The organism is Rhodopirellula sp. P2 (genome assembly GCF_028768465.1).
In the GTDB taxonomy this organism is placed as follows: Bacteria; Planctomycetota; Planctomycetia; order Pirellulales; family Pirellulaceae; genus Rhodopirellula.
This window is the reverse complement of record NZ_CP118225.1, coordinates 5,905,837-5,922,294: the sequence shown is the minus strand read 5'-3', so window position 1 is coordinate 5,922,294 and position 16,458 is coordinate 5,905,837. Positions and strand designations below refer to the sequence as shown.

The window sequence follows — 16,458 nt, the reverse complement described above, 5'->3', positions numbered from 1 at the left end:
GGAGTCACTCCGGCCAGGCAAGTTGATTCTCAACGACGAGGTACCTGCGGTCGAGTGAGAGTTGGCCGAGTGTTTGAACCTCGCCGCTTGGCCAAGTGATCTGCACGTCCACCGGATCGCTGCGGTTGGCCAGTCCCAGATGCACGACGGGTTCGTTGCGACAAGCGAACCCGTCACCGGCATTCAGGCTGGCAACCGCGGGCTTTTCGGTGCCGAGGACTTCGATGCGAGTTCCGATCGCCGATCGTTCGCTGCTTGTCGCCACCAATGAAAACTGAATCCAGTGATGGTCGCTTTCAGTTTGGTTCTCAAGCAAAGCCAGCGGATCATGCAGGTCTGACAGCAACGCATCCAGGCGGCCATCGCGGTTGTGATCACAGCGGGTCAAGCTACGCCCGATGTGAGGCGTGTCCCAGTACCCGCCCAGCGTCGACTTCATGTCGGCTTGTTCAAAGTGGTCGCCCAAATTGACCAGAACCTGGGTTTCCATTTGAAGCGGCAGCTGTTGATGCGTCAGGTCCTCGATGTGGCCGTTGCCGATGACAAGGTCGACCCAGCCATCATTGTCGTAGTCCAGGCCTTGGATTCCAAAGCCAACGTGATGGTCGCTGAATCGATCCAGTCCAAACGCGATGGCGACGTCACGGTACATCCCCGGACGAACTTGTTGATACAGGTTCAGCCATTCGTCGTACCAATTCGCGACGACCATGTCTTGCGTTCCGTTGCGATCGAAGTCCGCGGCGCCCACCCCCATGCAAGCGGTTGTTTTGCCTTGGGAGCTGGTCGCCAGCCCGATCGTTTCAGCGTATTGCAACAACTTCACGATGGAACCGTTCCGGCTGATTTTCCAGAACTGATTGGGGCGAGAATCGTTGGCGACAAAGCACTCCAGTCCTGGTTGCCCATCCAGTTCGCCGGCGATCAAGCCCAGGCCAGGGAAGGCATCATCGCCCAGTTTGGGGAGCTGGTTCTTCGGAGTATGAGTGCCAGAAGCCTGGGGCGGGTCTGGGGTGCTCGGCGAACTCTGCTCGGGAGTCTCGCGATTCAAGTCAACGATGGCGTCACGTCGGAGGATCACCTGCCGAGCTTGGCCTTGGGGGTCGCTGAGCCAAAGTTGATCGTTCGCTGCACGGAAATGGTTGGGACCGGGCAAGTCAGTTGGAAGACCGAGTGAGTTGACTTGGACCGGTTCAAACACACGCGGGTCATCGGCGTAGTTGATTTCGATCAAATCCGGTGAACCGTTGCCGTCCATGTCCGCCATCGCCAGCGACGCGGTGAATTGTTCGGAGTTCCATCCGATTCCATTCGTCGCGTCGATGAACGTCCCGTCGCCTTGGTTGAGGAGCAATCGGTTCTGGCCCACATTCGCGATTGCCAGGTCTTCCCAGCCATCTTGGTTCCAATCACCTGCCGTCAATCCAACGCCGTAACCACGGTCATCCGCGGCGGCCGGCGCCGTCGCATCGACGTAAACCGGTGGCTCATGGTCACTGGTCGTTCCACGAAACAAATGGTTGGGGCGAGTTCCAGGGGACTGGGGCGGGTCGCCGGAAGCTTGGTTGATGTAAAAGTCAATTTGCCCATCGCGGTCGTAGTCCAATGCTGCGGTGCCCGGGCCCAGTGACTCGTGCAGACGCATGAGTTTCAGCACTCGTTCCGGGCGATTGTGAAAGACCGCCTGCAACCCCACTGACACGGCCACATCAACCAAACGCGGCGGCGTGAATGAGGGCTGTCCGCTTGGCGTTGTTGGCGACCTGATAGTGGACGAGATGTCTTTCGGGGTGGAACGCAACCAAGCCAAATCGGGTTTGGAATTGCCTTCGATCGAAATGCCAGCGAGCTGACGTTTCAGACGCTCTTCCTTCGCCAGCGATTTCCACTGGGCACAGTCCTGTTGGATTTCGTCGGCGCTTCCCCACTGACCGCGATGTCGTTTGGCGATGGCCTTTCGCCACTCGCAGGCTTGGTCCATTTCGCCCAGACGGAGCAAGTCTTCGACCAGGAACCTGCCTGCTCGCAGGTCATCGGGTTGTCCGTCACCGACCGCCACGTAGGCTTCGCGAGGTCCAGCCAACAGGTAACGACGCTCGTCGACCGCTTCCGCGTCATTGACTCGGCCGGCCTGCAACAACGCCGCTGACAACAGTTCGTGGGCTCGGTCGGACGTGGGGTCCAATCGCATCGCTTCGGCAAAAGCGCCGATGGCGTCGTCGGTTGATTGCTCAAACAAAGCTTGGGCACCCACCGCCATCCAAAACGACGGGAAGTCGCGGAGGTTGCCCGGCAGCGAAGAGTTTGAATTGGCGTCGACAATTGTCGCTCGCATTTGTGGGAACGCTTGCAAATCTGCGTAGGCGTAGGCGAGCAACGCCTGAGCCTGCATGCTCGGTTGGTGCTTGATCACGGCCTGCAACGTTTCGATCGCTTCTCGTGTGCGTCGTTCGATCAACGACGTCCAGGCTGAGTTGAGGTCGGAGCTGGCCGACGCATCTGGTGAGTCGACGGCCACACCTTGCGTTCGCAGTCGTTCACGTTCGACCTCGGCGGCGAATTCCTCGCGTGTCTTGGGAGGTCGAGTGATGTAAAGCAGTTGCCGCAATTGGTCTTCGTTGGCTGCCGATTGTTTCACCAGAATTCGAAGTTGCTCTCCCGCCTCGATTCGGCGACCGACGCGCTGCAGGTCAGCCGCCAATTGCGAGCGGATCTGATTGGAAAACGGATCGTTGGCCACGCTGGGTTTGGCCAGCAACGTCTGCCAGACTTGGATCGCTTCATGATTTCGCCCGACCTGACGCAAGAACTCGCCACGTTGGCCCAAGGCCGCAATTCCAAATTCGGCGTCGTTGTCTGGGATATTGGCAAGCATCTCGATCGCGTCGTCGAGGTGGCCGGTTTCGGCTTGCACGCGGGACATCAGAAACAAACCCGCCGGGTGATCGGGTTTGGCAACCAACAGATCTTTCAAGAATCGCTTGGCATCGGACCAATTCCCCTGCGTCACCGCTTTCTCGGCTGACGCAAGCAATTCGCGAGCGTCGGGTGCCTGGGCAGGGGCGGCTTCGACCGAGGTTTGCATTTTCGGCACGATGCGAACCGGTTCTTTTTCGCGGCAGCCAACCAATCCACTGAGCAGCAAGCTGCCCAGCAGGATGCCGGTGTGCAGATGGCGAGCGGCGATGGCCTCTTGATGGAGTGGTTGAAAATGCAAGGTGAGTCCGCTCGGGAGCTTGGTTGTCACAAGGTTCAGCCGTTCATCATAGTGAACTCGGCCGAGCAACGATTGGACGAGACGGGTTGAAAATTGCTACGCCTGGAGAAGGCGAGGTCGGCCAGGTGACACTGGGAAGGTTCTTCCCTGCTCGATGATTCGAGACCCAAAACGGCTCAGTGAAAGTCGCGTCGGGGGACCCGCAGCCCGGTGGCCTTTTCACTGAGGTCTTCGACTCGGCCGACGATGACGTGGATGATGCCTTGTTTGTTTTCCAGTTTGCCATCGACGATCCAGGCATCGCTGGAACGCGCGATCTTGAAAAATCGCTTCCAAACCTGAGCGAACAAGACCAGGTTCATGGATCCCGTCTCGTCTTCCAGCGTCACAAATGTGATGCCCTTGGCAGTGCCCGGTCGTTGACGCATCAAGACGAGGCCGGCGACGCGAACGTGCACGCCGTCGCGTAGTTTTGGTAAGTCCGAGGCACGCTTGCAACGCAGCGCATCCAAGTCATCCCGCCAAAACGAGACCGGGTGGGCCTTCAAACTCAAGCCCGTTGTCGCGTAGTCGTTCTTGACCTCCTCGGCCGGTGACATTGGGATCAATTCTTCTGGGACGCTGCAATCCGGATCCAAATCCGCCAGCAACGGCATCGAGTCGCCCGAGTCATCTTGAGCGAGCGACTGCCAGACCGCGGCCCGGCGGTCTTGAGCGATTGAGGCGAGCGCATCGGCATCTGCCAGCGTGGCGATGTTTGATCGAGATAGATTGGCTCGCGTGGTCAAGTCATGCAGGTTCTCAAAGGGGCCGCCGGCATCACGGGCTCTCAGGATCTTGTCCGCGACAGCTGAGGGAAGCCCACGAATCATTTGCAGGCCCAGCCGGAGTTTGGGCTGAGAGCGGTTAAGATCAGGAATCAGCTTGGTGCGAATGTCGCTGTCGTTGACGTCCACGGGCAGGACTTGCACGCCGTGTTGCTGAGCGTCTCGAATGAGCTGCGCGGGGGCGTAGAACCCCATCGGTTGGCTGTCCAGCAACGCCGCACAAAACGCGGCGGGATAGTGGCGTTTCAAATAGCACGAGGCGTAAACCAGCAAAGCAAATGAAGCCGCGTGTGATTCAGGGAACCCGTATTCGCCAAAGCCGCGGATTTGCCGGAACACGTTCTCCGCGAATTCACCATTGAGCCCATTCGCGTTCATTCCTTCGAGCAGCTTGGTGCGGAAACGGTCGATCACACCGGGGCGTCGCCATGCCGCCATGGCTCGGCGGAGTTGGTCGGCCTCTCCCGGCGTGAATCCGGCGGCGACGACGGCCAGCTTCATCGCTTGTTCTTGAAAGATCGGAACGCCGAGCGTTTTCTCGAGCACCTTGCGAATGGCGTCGTTGGGGTACTTGGCCGCCGCCGGATTTTCGCGAGCCGCTAAGAACGGATGCACCATGTTGCCTTGGATCGGGCCCGGCCGAACGATCGCGACTTCGATCACCAGGTCGTAGTAGCAACGTGGTTTGAGTCGCGGCAGCATGCTCATCTGAGCCCGGCTTTCGATTTGGAACACACCCATCGTGTCGGCGGCACAAATCATGTCGTAAGTCGGTTTGTCATCCGGTGGGATGGTCGACAGTGACAGCTCACGGTCGTGATGATCCTTGACCAGTTCAAAGCAGCGCCGGATCGCGGAGAGCATCCCGAGTGCCAAGATGTCGACTTTCAGGATGCCAATGTCATCGAGGTCATCCTTGTTCCACTGAATCACACTGCGGCCTGGCATCGCCGCATTTTCGGTCACGCACAGCTCGCACAAACTGCCGGCCGTCATCACCATCCCGCCAACGTGTTGGGACAGGTGACGGGGGAATCCGATCAGTGTTTCAGTCAGGTACAGAAATCGCCGACCCAGCGGTGTGTCAGGGTCCAATCCCGCGTCGCGACAGCGTTCGGGCAGTTCCGGGTTGCGTCCATAGCTGCCCGCCAACTTGGCAACCGCATCGATGATGTCGGGAGAAATGGACAGAGCCTTGCCGACTTCGCGAATCGCACTTTTGGCTCGGTAACAGGTGACGACGGCGGTCATGCCCGCTCGATCGCGACCATATTTTTCGTACAAGTACTGCAACACCTCTTCGCGACGTTGGTGTTCGAAGTCCACGTCGATGTCGGGGGCCTCTCCACGTTCACGGCTGATGAAACGCTCGAACAGCAAATCCGTGTGGGTTGGATCCACCGCCGTGATCCCGAGGCAGTAACACACGACGGAGTTCGCCGCCGACCCACGGCCTTGGCAAAGGATTTTTTGGGAGCGGGCAAACCGGACCAGGTCCCAGACCGTCAAAAAGTAGGCTTCGTAGTTCAGTTCCTCGATCAGGGTGACTTCGTGGCGGAGCGTTTCGATGATCTTCTCCGGCACACCGCCTGGCCAGCGACCGCGGGCGCCTTCCCAGGTCAGGCGTTTGAGATGCTCGATCGGCGTCATTCCCTGCGGTGCGAGTTCCACCGGGTATTCGTATTTCAATTGGTCCAGCGTGAACGTGCAGCGCTGGGCCACTTCCATGGTTCGCGCCACCGCATCAGGGACATCGCGGTAGAGTTCGGCGATCTCGTCGAGCGAGCGCAGGTGGTGCTGGCTATTGACCAGGCGTTCGGATTGGATTTGTTCAACCGATTTGCCTTTCGAAATGGCGACCACGCAGTCATGCAATGCCATGCGTTCGGCGGTGTGGTAACGCACGTCACCGCAGGCCAGCAGCGGCACGTCGGTGGCCAGCGAAAGGTCTCGCAGCCAGGTGGCTTTGGCCGCATCGTCGACTCCGCGATGAAACGACGCCAGCAGGTGACCACGGTCATCGAATACATCGCGAAACGGGCCACGAAGGAATTGCCGGGAATCGTTGACGTGCGTGTGATGGTCTTCGATCGATCTTGATTCGTCGGTGGCGATGACGCCGGCCAAGATCCCTTGGGCGTGTTCCGCAATGTCAGCAAACGACAATTCGCTGCGGCCTTTTTCGCAACGCATGCGGCCCTTGGAAAGCATCCGGCACATCCGTCCGTACGCCTCTCGGTCGCTTGGCCACAGCACCATTGGCGGTGCGTCGGTCGGGTGGACTTGCGTGCCGACGAGGTACTGCAGTCCCAGTTCTTGGGCCGGGGAAAAGCCGCGGACCACGCCGGCGATTGATTCTCGGTCGGTGATCGCCAGCCCTTCGTAGCCCAGTTCAGCGGCACGTTGCACCAATTCGTCCGGGTGAGACGCCCCGTCCAGAAAACTGAAGTTGCTCCGGCAGTGAAGTTCGACGTAACGCATAGCGTGACAATTGTCGCGGATGCGGGAGCATTTGCCCACTGGCAAGAGTCGCGGGCGAAGGCGACCGATTTCCCATCGTCGATTTTGGTTTCGGGGGCTAAACTGCGGGCATGAATTCCCCATCGCCTGAATCAATCGTCTGCAGCGAATCGCCTGCCCCAGCCAAACCGTCCGTTCCGTTGGAATGGAATGAACTGTCGCTTGGGAACGTGCGAATTGGCTTCCCCGTCGTGCAAGCGGCGCTTTCCGGGTACAGCGATTTGCCGATGCGGGTGATCGCGAGGCGGCACAGTGCCAGCTACACGATTTGCGAGGTGATGCTGGATCAGTTCCTGCTGTCGCTGACCAAACGCGAAAAGACGCGGCACTTCCTGGACATTGCGGACGAAGAACACCCGGTTGGCGGGCAATTGATGGGGGCCGAACCCGAGCAGTTTTCCGCGGGAGCGTTGAAGTTGGTCGAGGCCGGCTTTGACGTCATCGATGTGAACTTCGGGTGTCCCGTCAAAAAGGTGCTGGGCCGCTGCCGTGGTGGATTCCATCTGTCACAACCCGCCGTCGCAATCGAGATTCTGCGTCGGACTCGGGACGTGGTGCCGGATCACATTCCCGTGACGGTCAAAATGCGACGTGGCATGGATGACACGCCGGAATCACGCGAACAGTTCTTCGAAATTTTGGATGGAGCGATTGACGCTGGTTTGGCTGGCGTGACTGTGCATGGCCGAACGGTGGTCCAACGTTACGTTGGTCCCAGTCGCTGGTCGTTTCTGAAGGAAGTCAAGCAGCACGTGGGGGATCGGTTGAAGGTGCTCGGCAGTGGCGACCTGTTTGCTGCCGAAGATGGCTTGGAAATGATGCGTCAAACGGGGATCGACGGTGTCACGATTGCTCGTGGAGCGATCGGCAACCCGTGGATCTTTCAACAATCGCGAGCGTTGGCCGCTGGTGAACCGTTGCCCGCGCCGCCCACGATCGCGGAACAAGCTGCTGTGATGCGAGAGCATTTCGCGTTGTGTGAGGAGACTTACACGCTCCAGCGAGCACCGTTGTTGATGCGGAAATTCTGCATCAAGTATTCGCAGAGCCATCCGAATTATCGAGACGTCCGGATGGCGTTCATCCGTTTGCGATCACGGGAAGAGTTCGAAGCGGCGCTGGAACAGCACTATTCCACCGATGGCCCCGGCCAATACGTCCCTCGAGAACTGCACGGTTCGCAAGAGGAGTGCTGAATCGTCGCCAATTCGTAAGTACCACGTGAACCACAAGTGACGTAGCGGAAGGGCGCGAGCCCTCCGGTTCCTCACCGGGCGGCTTGCGCCGCACCGCTAACATCGTCACTTATTGCTCACGCGTTCCGACGCCAGGGTCCCCGGAAGCAGGAGGCGAACAGTTGTCTCTAACTGGTTGCGTGTTTGGTTAAAGGCGTTTCAGTGTGATGTCTCCAGTCCGATATTTGCCGGCGAATTGCCCTGCCAGGTGGAACCTGGCCTACGATGGTTCTGGTAGACGCTTCTCTCGATTCGACGCGGGAGCATCGTCGAGGGTGTCGGAAATTGTTGGCCGCACGTCATCTTGGAAGGGAGCGGAAGACTCGTCATCTTAGCAGGGCGAATGCCTGGCGTTCGATTCTGAAATTTGACCACTCTGCCCCTTTGACCCCACGACGAAATCCATGTCTTACGACGCACGCATTGATGAACTGAAACTCGAGTTGCCACCTGCTCCCAAGCCAATGGGCGTTTACAAGCCGATTGTGCAGGTCGGCAACATGGTTTACTTGTCAGGTCACGGTCCTTTGAAGAGCGACAAAACGCTGATCACTGGTCGTCTCGGTTTGGACATGGACGTGGAAGTTGGTTACGACGCCGCTCGCCAGACCGGTTTGGGCATGCTCGCGACGCTCCGCGAACACCTTGGATCACTCGACAAGGTTTCGCGATTGGTCAAATTGTTGGGGTTGGTGCGGTGCACCGATTCGTTTGAAGACCAACCTGCTGTGATCAACGGATGCAGCGAATTGTTTCGCGATGTGTTTGGCGAAGAGGTGGGCGTGGCCGCTCGCAGTGCCATTGGGACCAACGCGTTGCCAGGCGGAATTGCAGTGGAAATCGAAGCGATTTTCGAAGTGAAAGCGTGATTCGGGGGATTTGCCCGAATTGCATAGCCCTGGTTTCACCCGAATTTCCAAGACGCGGCGGTGAGTCGTCGCTAGGATTCGGCCATGAACAACACCACGGAACCCAAATCGTCGCCCGCTCCACAACCCATCCGCAATCGCAAGATCACCGGGATGTCGGCCATTTTGTTGCCGATTGCACCGGGTGGCAAGATTGATTGGGATGGGTTTGAATCCCACGTCGTGGCGACGCTGGACGCGGGGCTGACGCCGGCCGTCAACATGGACACCGGTTACGCGAATTTGATTTCGGATGAAATTCGTGAAGAAGCTTTGTCGCTGACCGCCGCGATCGCCAAGGACCGTGCGTACTTGGGCGGGGTGTTTGTCGGCGACCACGAGGGAGACGACTTCAACGGGGAAGCGTATCGCCGTGGAATCGAGCAAGTCCAACGTCACAACGGGACGCCGATTCTGTTTCAATCCTTTGGGCTGACCTGGGGTGACGACGATTCCATCTTTGACGCCTATGCGAAACTCGCGTCCGAATGCGAGCAGTTCTACGCCTTCGAACTGGGAACCATGTTCGCTCCGTTCGGCAAAATCTACTCGTTGTCGCTGTATGAGCGATTGATGGGGATCGGCAACTGCTTGGGAGCCAAGCATTCGTCGCTCGATCGAATTTTGGAATGGCAACGTTTGGAATTGCGGGATCGTGTTCGCCCGGACTTCAAAGTGTTGACCGGCAATGACCTGGCCATCGACATGGTGATGTATGGCAGCGATTACCTGCTGGGGCTGTCGACGTTTTGTCCCGCGGAGTTCGCGATTCGCGATGCGATGTGGCAAAACGACGACCCACGGTTTTACGGGCTGAACGATTTGTTGCAGTACCTCGGCGCGTTTGCGTTCCGTGACCCCGTGCCGGCGTACAAGCACTCTGCCGCGATGTTCTTGCATTCACGCGGCAAGATCGCGAGCAGTCAGACTTATCCGGGCAGCCCTGAGCGACCTGCCAGCGATCAAGCGATCTTGGACCTGATTTCGCAGGATCTCGCCGCGTACTTGTGAACTTCGAACTGAATGGCGGAAGGACGCGAGCCCTGCGGTGAAGCACCGGGCGGCTTGCGCCACTCCGCTAAAACGAATTGATCGCCCCACGGCTCGAAGTCGGCTGGAACGACCGCCGCGAAGATCCGGCACCCTTCTCACTTTTTCTCGATTGAATTGTTTCCATGGCCTACCCACGCGTTGCTTCGCTGAAGACTCACGATGACTTTGTTGCGCATTTGCGGGACAACCACATCTCAATGCCGTCCGATGCGGACGTCGAATCGGGGGAGGAGTCTCCGCTCGCTCAATCGTTCGAGGTCCATGGTCAAACTGTCGGGAACCGCTGGTGCATCTTGCCAATGGAAGGCTGGGACGGAACCACCGATGGTTTGCCAACGGATCTGACGCGGCGACGGTGGCGGAACTTTGGGTTGAGCGGTGCTAAATTGATGTGGGGCGGCGAAGCGGTGGCGGTCCGGCACGACGGCCGCGCCAACCCGAATCAGTTGCTGCTGACTGAAAAGAACTTATCGGCGATTGCCTCGTTGCGACAAGAATTGGTCGACGAGCATGAGTCGCATTTTGGTCGCAGTGATGACCTGCTGATCGGCTTGCAACTGACGCACTCGGGGCGGTTCGCTCGACCGAATATTAAATCGGTGACCGAGCCCCGGACGGTGCAGCGAAACGTGGTCTTGGATCGGCGAGTGAAAATCACGGATGACTCGGCCATTTTCAGCGATGACGAATTGTCAACGTTGATCGATGACTTCATCGCGGCCGCAGTCCGAGCGGAAAAGGCTGGGTATCGTTTCGTCGATGTCAAACACTGCCATGGCTACTTGGGCCACGAGTTGCTGGCGGGGCGAGAACGGACGGGCAAGTTTGGCGGCAGCTTTGAAAATCGAACGCGTTTCTTGCGTGATATCGTTTCAGGAATCGAAGCGGCCACGAACGATCTGAAGATCGGCGTGCGTTTGAGCTTGTTCGATTTCTTGCCTTATCATCCCGGCCCCGACCGCGTCGGTGAGCCGGAGCCCGGCGGCGAACCCAACAAGGTGTTTGGTGGAGGCGAAGACGGATTGACGATCGACATGACCGAGACGTCGAAGCTGATTAACCTGATGCATGAAATTGGCATCCGGATGGTTTGCACGACGGCGGGAAGTCCCTACAGCACACCGCACCTGCAACGCCCCGCGTTCTTCCCGCCCAGCGATGGCTACACGCCGCCGGAGGATCCTTTGGCCGGTGTCGCTCGCCAAATCGAAGCGGTGGCGGAGATGAAGAAGCGTCATTCCAACATGGTCTTCATTGGTTCGGGGTACACCTACTTGCAGGATTACTTGCCCAACGTGGCGCAAGCCGTCGTGAAAGCTGGCATGGTGGACTCCATCGGTTTGGGACGCATGGTGTTGTCGTATCCTGATCTGCCGGCGGATGTGACGGCGGGATCCGTGTGGCAACGCAAGAAGGTGTGTCGCACATTCAGCGATTGCACCACCGCACCACGAAACGGAATCATCAGCGGTTGCTATCCCTTGGACCCGTTCTACAAAAAAAGCGACGAACGCAAGCAGCTCAACGAGTTGAAGAAAGCCTTGCAGGCGTAAAGCTCACCACCGCCGTAACCGACGGAGGCCGTCCGTCGGCGACGGACTATCCGGATCTCCGCCTAGTCCGGGGCCAGACGACCCCGGCAAAGGCTGTGTCGGCCTTCCAGGCCTGAGGCCAATGGCGGCCGATCGTCTCTGATTGCCCAGGCCCCGTGCCCCCCAATCACTCGACTCGTTCTCACCGCCAGCCGTCCGATACACCCGTGACAACCTATTCTCAGCCGTGTTCACTGCTGAGAAACAAGTTGCTCCTCAGCAGAGTTTGCTTCCGCTTCACTTGGCAACTCAATTCGAACGCCTCGAAATGGTCTGTTCAAACTTCGGGCATCGGAGAAATCCCTCCAGAAACCTGAAGTCAGGGTACCACGCACGCTTCCGTCGGATGAGCCGGAATGATCCAGTTTTGGATGGCACTCAGTTCGGAAGTGTCTGATGGCGGGTTTGCGAAACGCTACTCTGTTGGAACCGGTCTGACGGTCAGTTCTTCGCCCTCCAACCCGCTGCGATCACCAACGCTGATGAATGAGAATTCCGAGCCGCGTCCGTTGCCAAGCCGTCGCGGACGATTTTCTCTCCGGCAGTTGTTGCTCGCGATCACGATGATCGCGTTGGTGCTGGGGAATGTGGTTTCGATTCTGCGGTTGCGGAAAGCGGAATCGGCTTTGTCGGCACTGCGGGCCGAATCGGGGTATTTGTCTCCGAGTGAAGATGATTTGGTCGCCGCCATTCGGGCGCCTTCGCACCAGCCACTGACCACCGTTTTTCGCGTTCGCGTGCCTGAGAGCCTCGGTTGGGAGTACCGGTTGGCTTACAGCACTTGGTTGCCCAAGGGAAAAACGCAGCCCGATTGGTACTCGATGATCGCGGTTCGGCCTGGTGAATCGGTGATCACGGTCCGGATTGCGGAAGATCCCCGCGACGAACGTTGGAAAATCTCTACACTGGTGCGAGATTCTGGCGGGGTGCGGCGGATGGGCACGACGTTGCCCGAGGCTCACACAGCGATCTTTCGTGCTTCTCACGACGTGATATCCACGGGGGTGGCGGGTTCGATGGTCACGTTGCCGATTGGCCAGTCCTTGCGGATACTGGACGATCGGTGGTTGGTGGGTGACGAATCGCTGCTGTTGTCCGGCGACAAACCCGTTGATACCGACCAAATCGGTGTGTACGCCGAATTGCAGCCCGTGGCACGCTGACTCAGTTGGCCGCAGCACCCCCCGTAACATTTCCATTCACAAGCTTTTCGCGAGACCAAAGACCCCAGCCATGGCAAAGGATTTTTTGAAGGGAGCCGCCGACGAATACGACGTGGTCGTGATCGGCAGCGGATTGGCTGGGATGACGTCGGCCAACATTCTCGGCCGCGCTGGACACCGGGTGTTGTTGCTGGAACAGCACTACAAGCTCGGCGGATTGGCGACTTGGTTCCTGCGTCCCGGCGGGCACACGTTTGACGTCTCTCTGCACGGTTTCCCGCACGGGATGATCAAGTCCTGTCGGCGATACTGGAGCCGCGATATCGCCGACCGAATCGTGCAACTGAAGAACATTCGGTTTGACAACCCGCAGTTCTCGCTGACGACCACGTTCAACCGAGAGGACTTCACCAAGTTGTTGACCACGAAGTTCGGCATCGAACACGGCACGGTCAACGAGTTCTTCGACACCGCGCGAGGGATGAATTTTTACGACGATCAAGCGACGACGACACGTCAGTTGTTCGATCGTTTCTTTCCCGGACGGGACGATGTGGTCCGGTTGTTGATGGAGCCGATCACATATGCCAACGGTTCCACTTTGGAAGATCCCGCGATCACGTATGGGATCGTGTTCAGCAACTTCATGAGCAAAGGTGTCTTCATTTACGAAGGCGGCACCGATGACTTGGTCGCTCGGATGAAGAAGGAGCTTGTGTCCAACGGTGTTGACATTCGCATCAATTGTCCCGTCGAAGAAATCGAAGTCGCCGACTCACCGATCAAGGGCACACGTGTTTCGGGAGTCAAGGTGAACGGTCGTTCGATCAAGTGTCGGGCGGTGGTCAGCAACGCGAATTTGCGGACCACGATTCTGAAAATGCTGGGTACTGAAAAGCTGGACAAAAGCTTCGTGGAAGAAGCCCAGGCGGTGCGACTGAACAACAGCAGCACGCAGGTCTACATGGCTCTGAAGCCAGGTGAAGAGATTGATGAGTCCAGTGGTGACTTGTTTTTCACCAGCACGGCGAAGGAGTTCCGCACAGATCTGTTGCTCAGTCGAGACATCACATCGCGAACATTCAGTTTCTATTACCCACGAACTCGCCCGCACAAAGCGAAAGAACGTTTTGCAATCGTCAGCAGCACCAACGCGAATTGGTCGGACTGGGCTGATTTGAGCGAAGCGGAGTACGAAGCCAGCAAGGCGGATTTGGTTGAGACGACGATCGATGCGCTTGAGAAGTACATCCCCGGGGTGCGGAACAAGATCGATCGTGCGGAAGCGGCAACGCCGAAGACGTTCCATCATTACACGCAGCATGAAATGGGCGCAAGCTTTGGGACCAAGTTTGAAGGTCTGGGTGTCAGCCGGTCTTTGCCGCAACAGATCAAAGGGATGTACCACGCGGGCAGCGTCGGGATCATCATGAGTGGCTGGTTGGGAGCAATCAATTACGGCGTCATCGTCAGCAACGAGGTCGATCAAAACCTGGTTGCCGAGTCGACGCCGGTATGATTGAAGTTCGCCAGTTCACGAAGTGCTACGACGACTTCACGGCGGTGGATTCGATTTCGTTCGGTGTTCCGGCGGGCCGAGTCGCGGCGTTGGTCGGGCCCAATGGGGCGGGCAAGACGACCACGATTCGAACGCTGTGCGGGATCCTTTCGCCGACCGCGGGCGAGTTGAATGTGGCCGGGGCGTCATTGAATGACGATCCGTTGGCGGTCAAACGACGAACGGCCTATGTGCCCGACGACCCACCGTTGTTTGATTCGTTGACCGTCGATGATCACTTGCGTTTTGTGGCCTCGGCGTACCGGTTGACGGACTGGGAACCGCTGGCCGAACAACTCTGCCAGCGATTTGAATTGACCGAAAAACGCGACACCGTCGCGTCAGGTTTGTCTCGCGGGATGCGGCAAAAGGTGGCGATTGTCTGCGCTTACCTGCGGCAGCCCGACGTGTTGTTGCTGGACGAACCCATGACGGGGCTCGATCCTCCAAGCATCCGCCGGTTCAAAGAAACGGTTCGAGAGCAAGCTGATCATGGTGCAACGGTGTTGGTCAGTTCTCACCTGTTGTCATTGGTCGATGACATCTGCGATCACCTGGTGCTGATGCGACGCGGCGAAGTGTTGTTTCATGGTCCGCTCGAGCAGGCTCGCCAGGAGTTTGGTGGGGATTCGCATTCGCTCGAAGAAGTGTTCTTTCGTTTGACTTCGGAAGAGAATTCGGCTGGATGAGCGAAAGGCGTTCGATCATCGATCCCGCGTTGACTCGATTGACCGGGGTGCTGTTGAAGTCCGCTTTGCGTCAATTGGCTCGGCATCTGAAGACCCCGTCGGGAATCTTTGTGGCCCTGATGGTTGTGGGGACGGTCGGCATGGGATTGATGCCCATGATCGTCGCGAGTCAGACAGGGTCGCTGGATGGCATCCAAATGTATTCGACCGTCACATCGACGATTCCGTTGATGATGTTGGTGATTGTGGCAATGGCGGTTTACTTCGACATTGGGCAGCAGATCACGGAACTGCGTCCCCCGGAGTTGCAGTTCGTGTTGGCGGGGCCGTTCAGCGATCATCAAATCCTTTCCTATCGGTTGATGACGTTGGCGATGACCTGGGTGGTCAGCAGTTGTTTGATGGCGGTGTTCGCTTTGCCCGGTGCGGGCAGTTACCCGTCGGCGGTGCTTGCGATTTACACGGGTGGGATGACGGTCACTGCGCTGACGACCTTGCACGCGATCAGCAAGCCGGTGTTGAATTCGACGGTTCGCACGCTGGTTGCGTCGGCGTTGTTGGGGGCGGTGGCATTGTTGTTGATCACGTCGCTGCCGCTGGGGATGAGCGACGCCGGGTTCTCTTGGCAAGCGTGGTTGCTGGGGTGTCAGTCATCGATGTTGGGGACCGTGATGACGCTGCCGTTCCTGGCGTTTGGAAAGTTGCTCAGTGCACCGCTTGGCATGGCGATGCTGGGGTGGACGTGCGTGTGCCTGGCCACCTTGGTGGTTGGGTTTGGGGCTTGCTATTGGGTCAATGTCGGGTTTGCGGAACTTGCCGTGGAAGGCGTCTCGCGAAAACAGGTTCGGATCCAGCGATTTCGTTCGGGGCAATTCGGACGGCTCAACAAGACAGAACATCGATCGACGTGGAGGCTGTTTGAGTTCCCTTGGTGGGGAGGCATTGGACCGGTGGCTTGGCATCAAGTCACTTTCGCGGTTCGTCGCAATGGAAAGTTGTTGTTCGGTCTTGTTTGCGTGGGGCTGGTCACTGGGGTGGTGTTGATGGTCCTGCCATTTTTTCGACCGGAAACCATTCACGCCCATTTTCGAGAATGGTCGATGCCGATTGCGATGGTGGCTTCGACCTACTTGGGGTTCCTGTTGACATTGAGTCAGCCGATTGGCATGGCGATGACGCCAAAGACGTTGACATGGTTTCGGATGTTGCCGTGTCGTCCGATCGCGATTGTGATTGGGATGCTGGCGGGGCAGTTGGTGATCTTGTTTGCGATTCGACTCGCTTTCGCGGTCGTGGCCGCATTCGTCACGACGCGGGGATGGGGGGAGAACCTGGCGGTGTTGTTGGCAGGATTGGGGCTCGATGTGGCGTATGGATCCGCGATCAACCTGGTCACCGCGGCCACGGTGTTGAGGGCGATGCCCAGCGGCACGCCGGATGTGCTGCAGGGCGGGCGAGCGATGCTGTACATGTTTGTGTTGGCGGTCGGGATGGTGCCCTCGTTCCTTGCCGCGGGAGTGGCCGGAGGGACCGCGGCGGTGATGACGGACATGGATCGGCAGGTGATTGCGATCGCGGTCGGTGCGGGGTTGCTGGCGGTCCAGCCGGTGATTTGGTGGGTGACCGCGGTCTTTTTCAGAGACCGCGAGCTTTTTCAGGGTGATTGACCCGTAAAACCCGGTGTTTACGACTTCTG

The 16,458-nt window shown here is 58.2% G+C and carries 10 protein-coding genes; 8 read left to right on the top strand and 2 right to left on the bottom strand.

Annotated elements, in window-relative coordinates; genetic code table 11:
• Positions 1 to 4: 4 nt before the first annotated feature.
• Together PSR62_RS20820 and PSR62_RS20815 are read right to left on the bottom strand one after the other, a co-directional pair.
• Positions 5 to 3,247, bottom strand: coding sequence for an FG-GAP-like repeat-containing protein (locus tag PSR62_RS20820; protein WP_274404912.1), 3,243 nt, complete (start codon positions 3,245 to 3,247; stop codon positions 5 to 7).
• A gap of 146 nt (positions 3,248 to 3,393) precedes the next feature.
• On the bottom strand, positions 3,394 to 6,525 hold the full coding sequence (locus PSR62_RS20815) for an error-prone DNA polymerase (RefSeq protein ID WP_443217312.1): 3,132 nt from the start codon (positions 6,523 to 6,525) through the stop codon (positions 3,394 to 3,396).
• A 110-nt stretch (positions 6,526 to 6,635) separates the two neighbouring features.
• On the opposite strand from PSR62_RS20815, the gene PSR62_RS20810 reads away from it, so the two are divergent.
• The 8 genes from PSR62_RS20810 (at position 6,636) to PSR62_RS20775 (ending at position 16,429) form a co-directional block, all read left to right on the top strand.
• The gene (locus tag PSR62_RS20810) at positions 6,636 to 7,760 is read left to right on the top strand and encodes a tRNA dihydrouridine synthase (protein ID WP_274404910.1); all 1,125 of its coding nucleotides are present in this window, start codon (positions 6,636 to 6,638) and stop codon (positions 7,758 to 7,760) included.
• A gap of 443 nt (positions 7,761 to 8,203) precedes the next feature.
• Positions 8,204 to 8,668, top strand: a complete 465-nt coding sequence (locus tag PSR62_RS20805) for a RidA family protein (protein ID WP_047817555.1) — start codon at positions 8,204 to 8,206, stop codon at positions 8,666 to 8,668.
• A gap of 84 nt (positions 8,669 to 8,752) precedes the next feature.
• Complete coding sequence (locus tag PSR62_RS20800) at positions 8,753 to 9,718, top strand: dihydrodipicolinate synthase family protein (RefSeq protein ID WP_274404909.1); 966 nt, start codon at positions 8,753 to 8,755, stop codon at positions 9,716 to 9,718.
• A gap of 164 nt (positions 9,719 to 9,882) precedes the next feature.
• On the top strand, positions 9,883 to 11,313 hold the full coding sequence (locus PSR62_RS20795; protein WP_274404908.1) for an oxidoreductase: 1,431 nt from the start codon (positions 9,883 to 9,885) through the stop codon (positions 11,311 to 11,313).
• A 395-nt stretch (positions 11,314 to 11,708) separates the two neighbouring features.
• A complete protein-coding gene (locus PSR62_RS20790; RefSeq protein WP_274404907.1) occupies positions 11,709 to 12,515 on the top strand; it encodes a hypothetical protein in 807 nt (268 codons plus the stop codon).
• Positions 12,516 to 12,585: 70 nt separating this feature from the next.
• A complete protein-coding gene (locus PSR62_RS20785; RefSeq protein WP_274404906.1) occupies positions 12,586 to 14,034 on the top strand; it encodes a phytoene desaturase family protein in 1,449 nt (482 codons plus the stop codon).
• Positions 14,031 to 14,762 (top strand): ABC transporter ATP-binding protein, encoded by a 732-nt coding sequence (locus PSR62_RS20780; RefSeq protein ID WP_274404905.1) that lies wholly within the window; start codon positions 14,031 to 14,033, stop codon positions 14,760 to 14,762. The genes PSR62_RS20785 and PSR62_RS20780 overlap by 4 nt, the downstream gene beginning before the upstream one ends.
• On the top strand, positions 14,759 to 16,429 hold the full coding sequence (locus PSR62_RS20775) for a putative ABC exporter domain-containing protein (protein ID WP_274404904.1): 1,671 nt from the start codon (positions 14,759 to 14,761) through the stop codon (positions 16,427 to 16,429). The genes PSR62_RS20780 and PSR62_RS20775 overlap by 4 nt, the downstream gene beginning before the upstream one ends.
• Positions 16,430 to 16,458 lie beyond the last annotated feature (29 nt).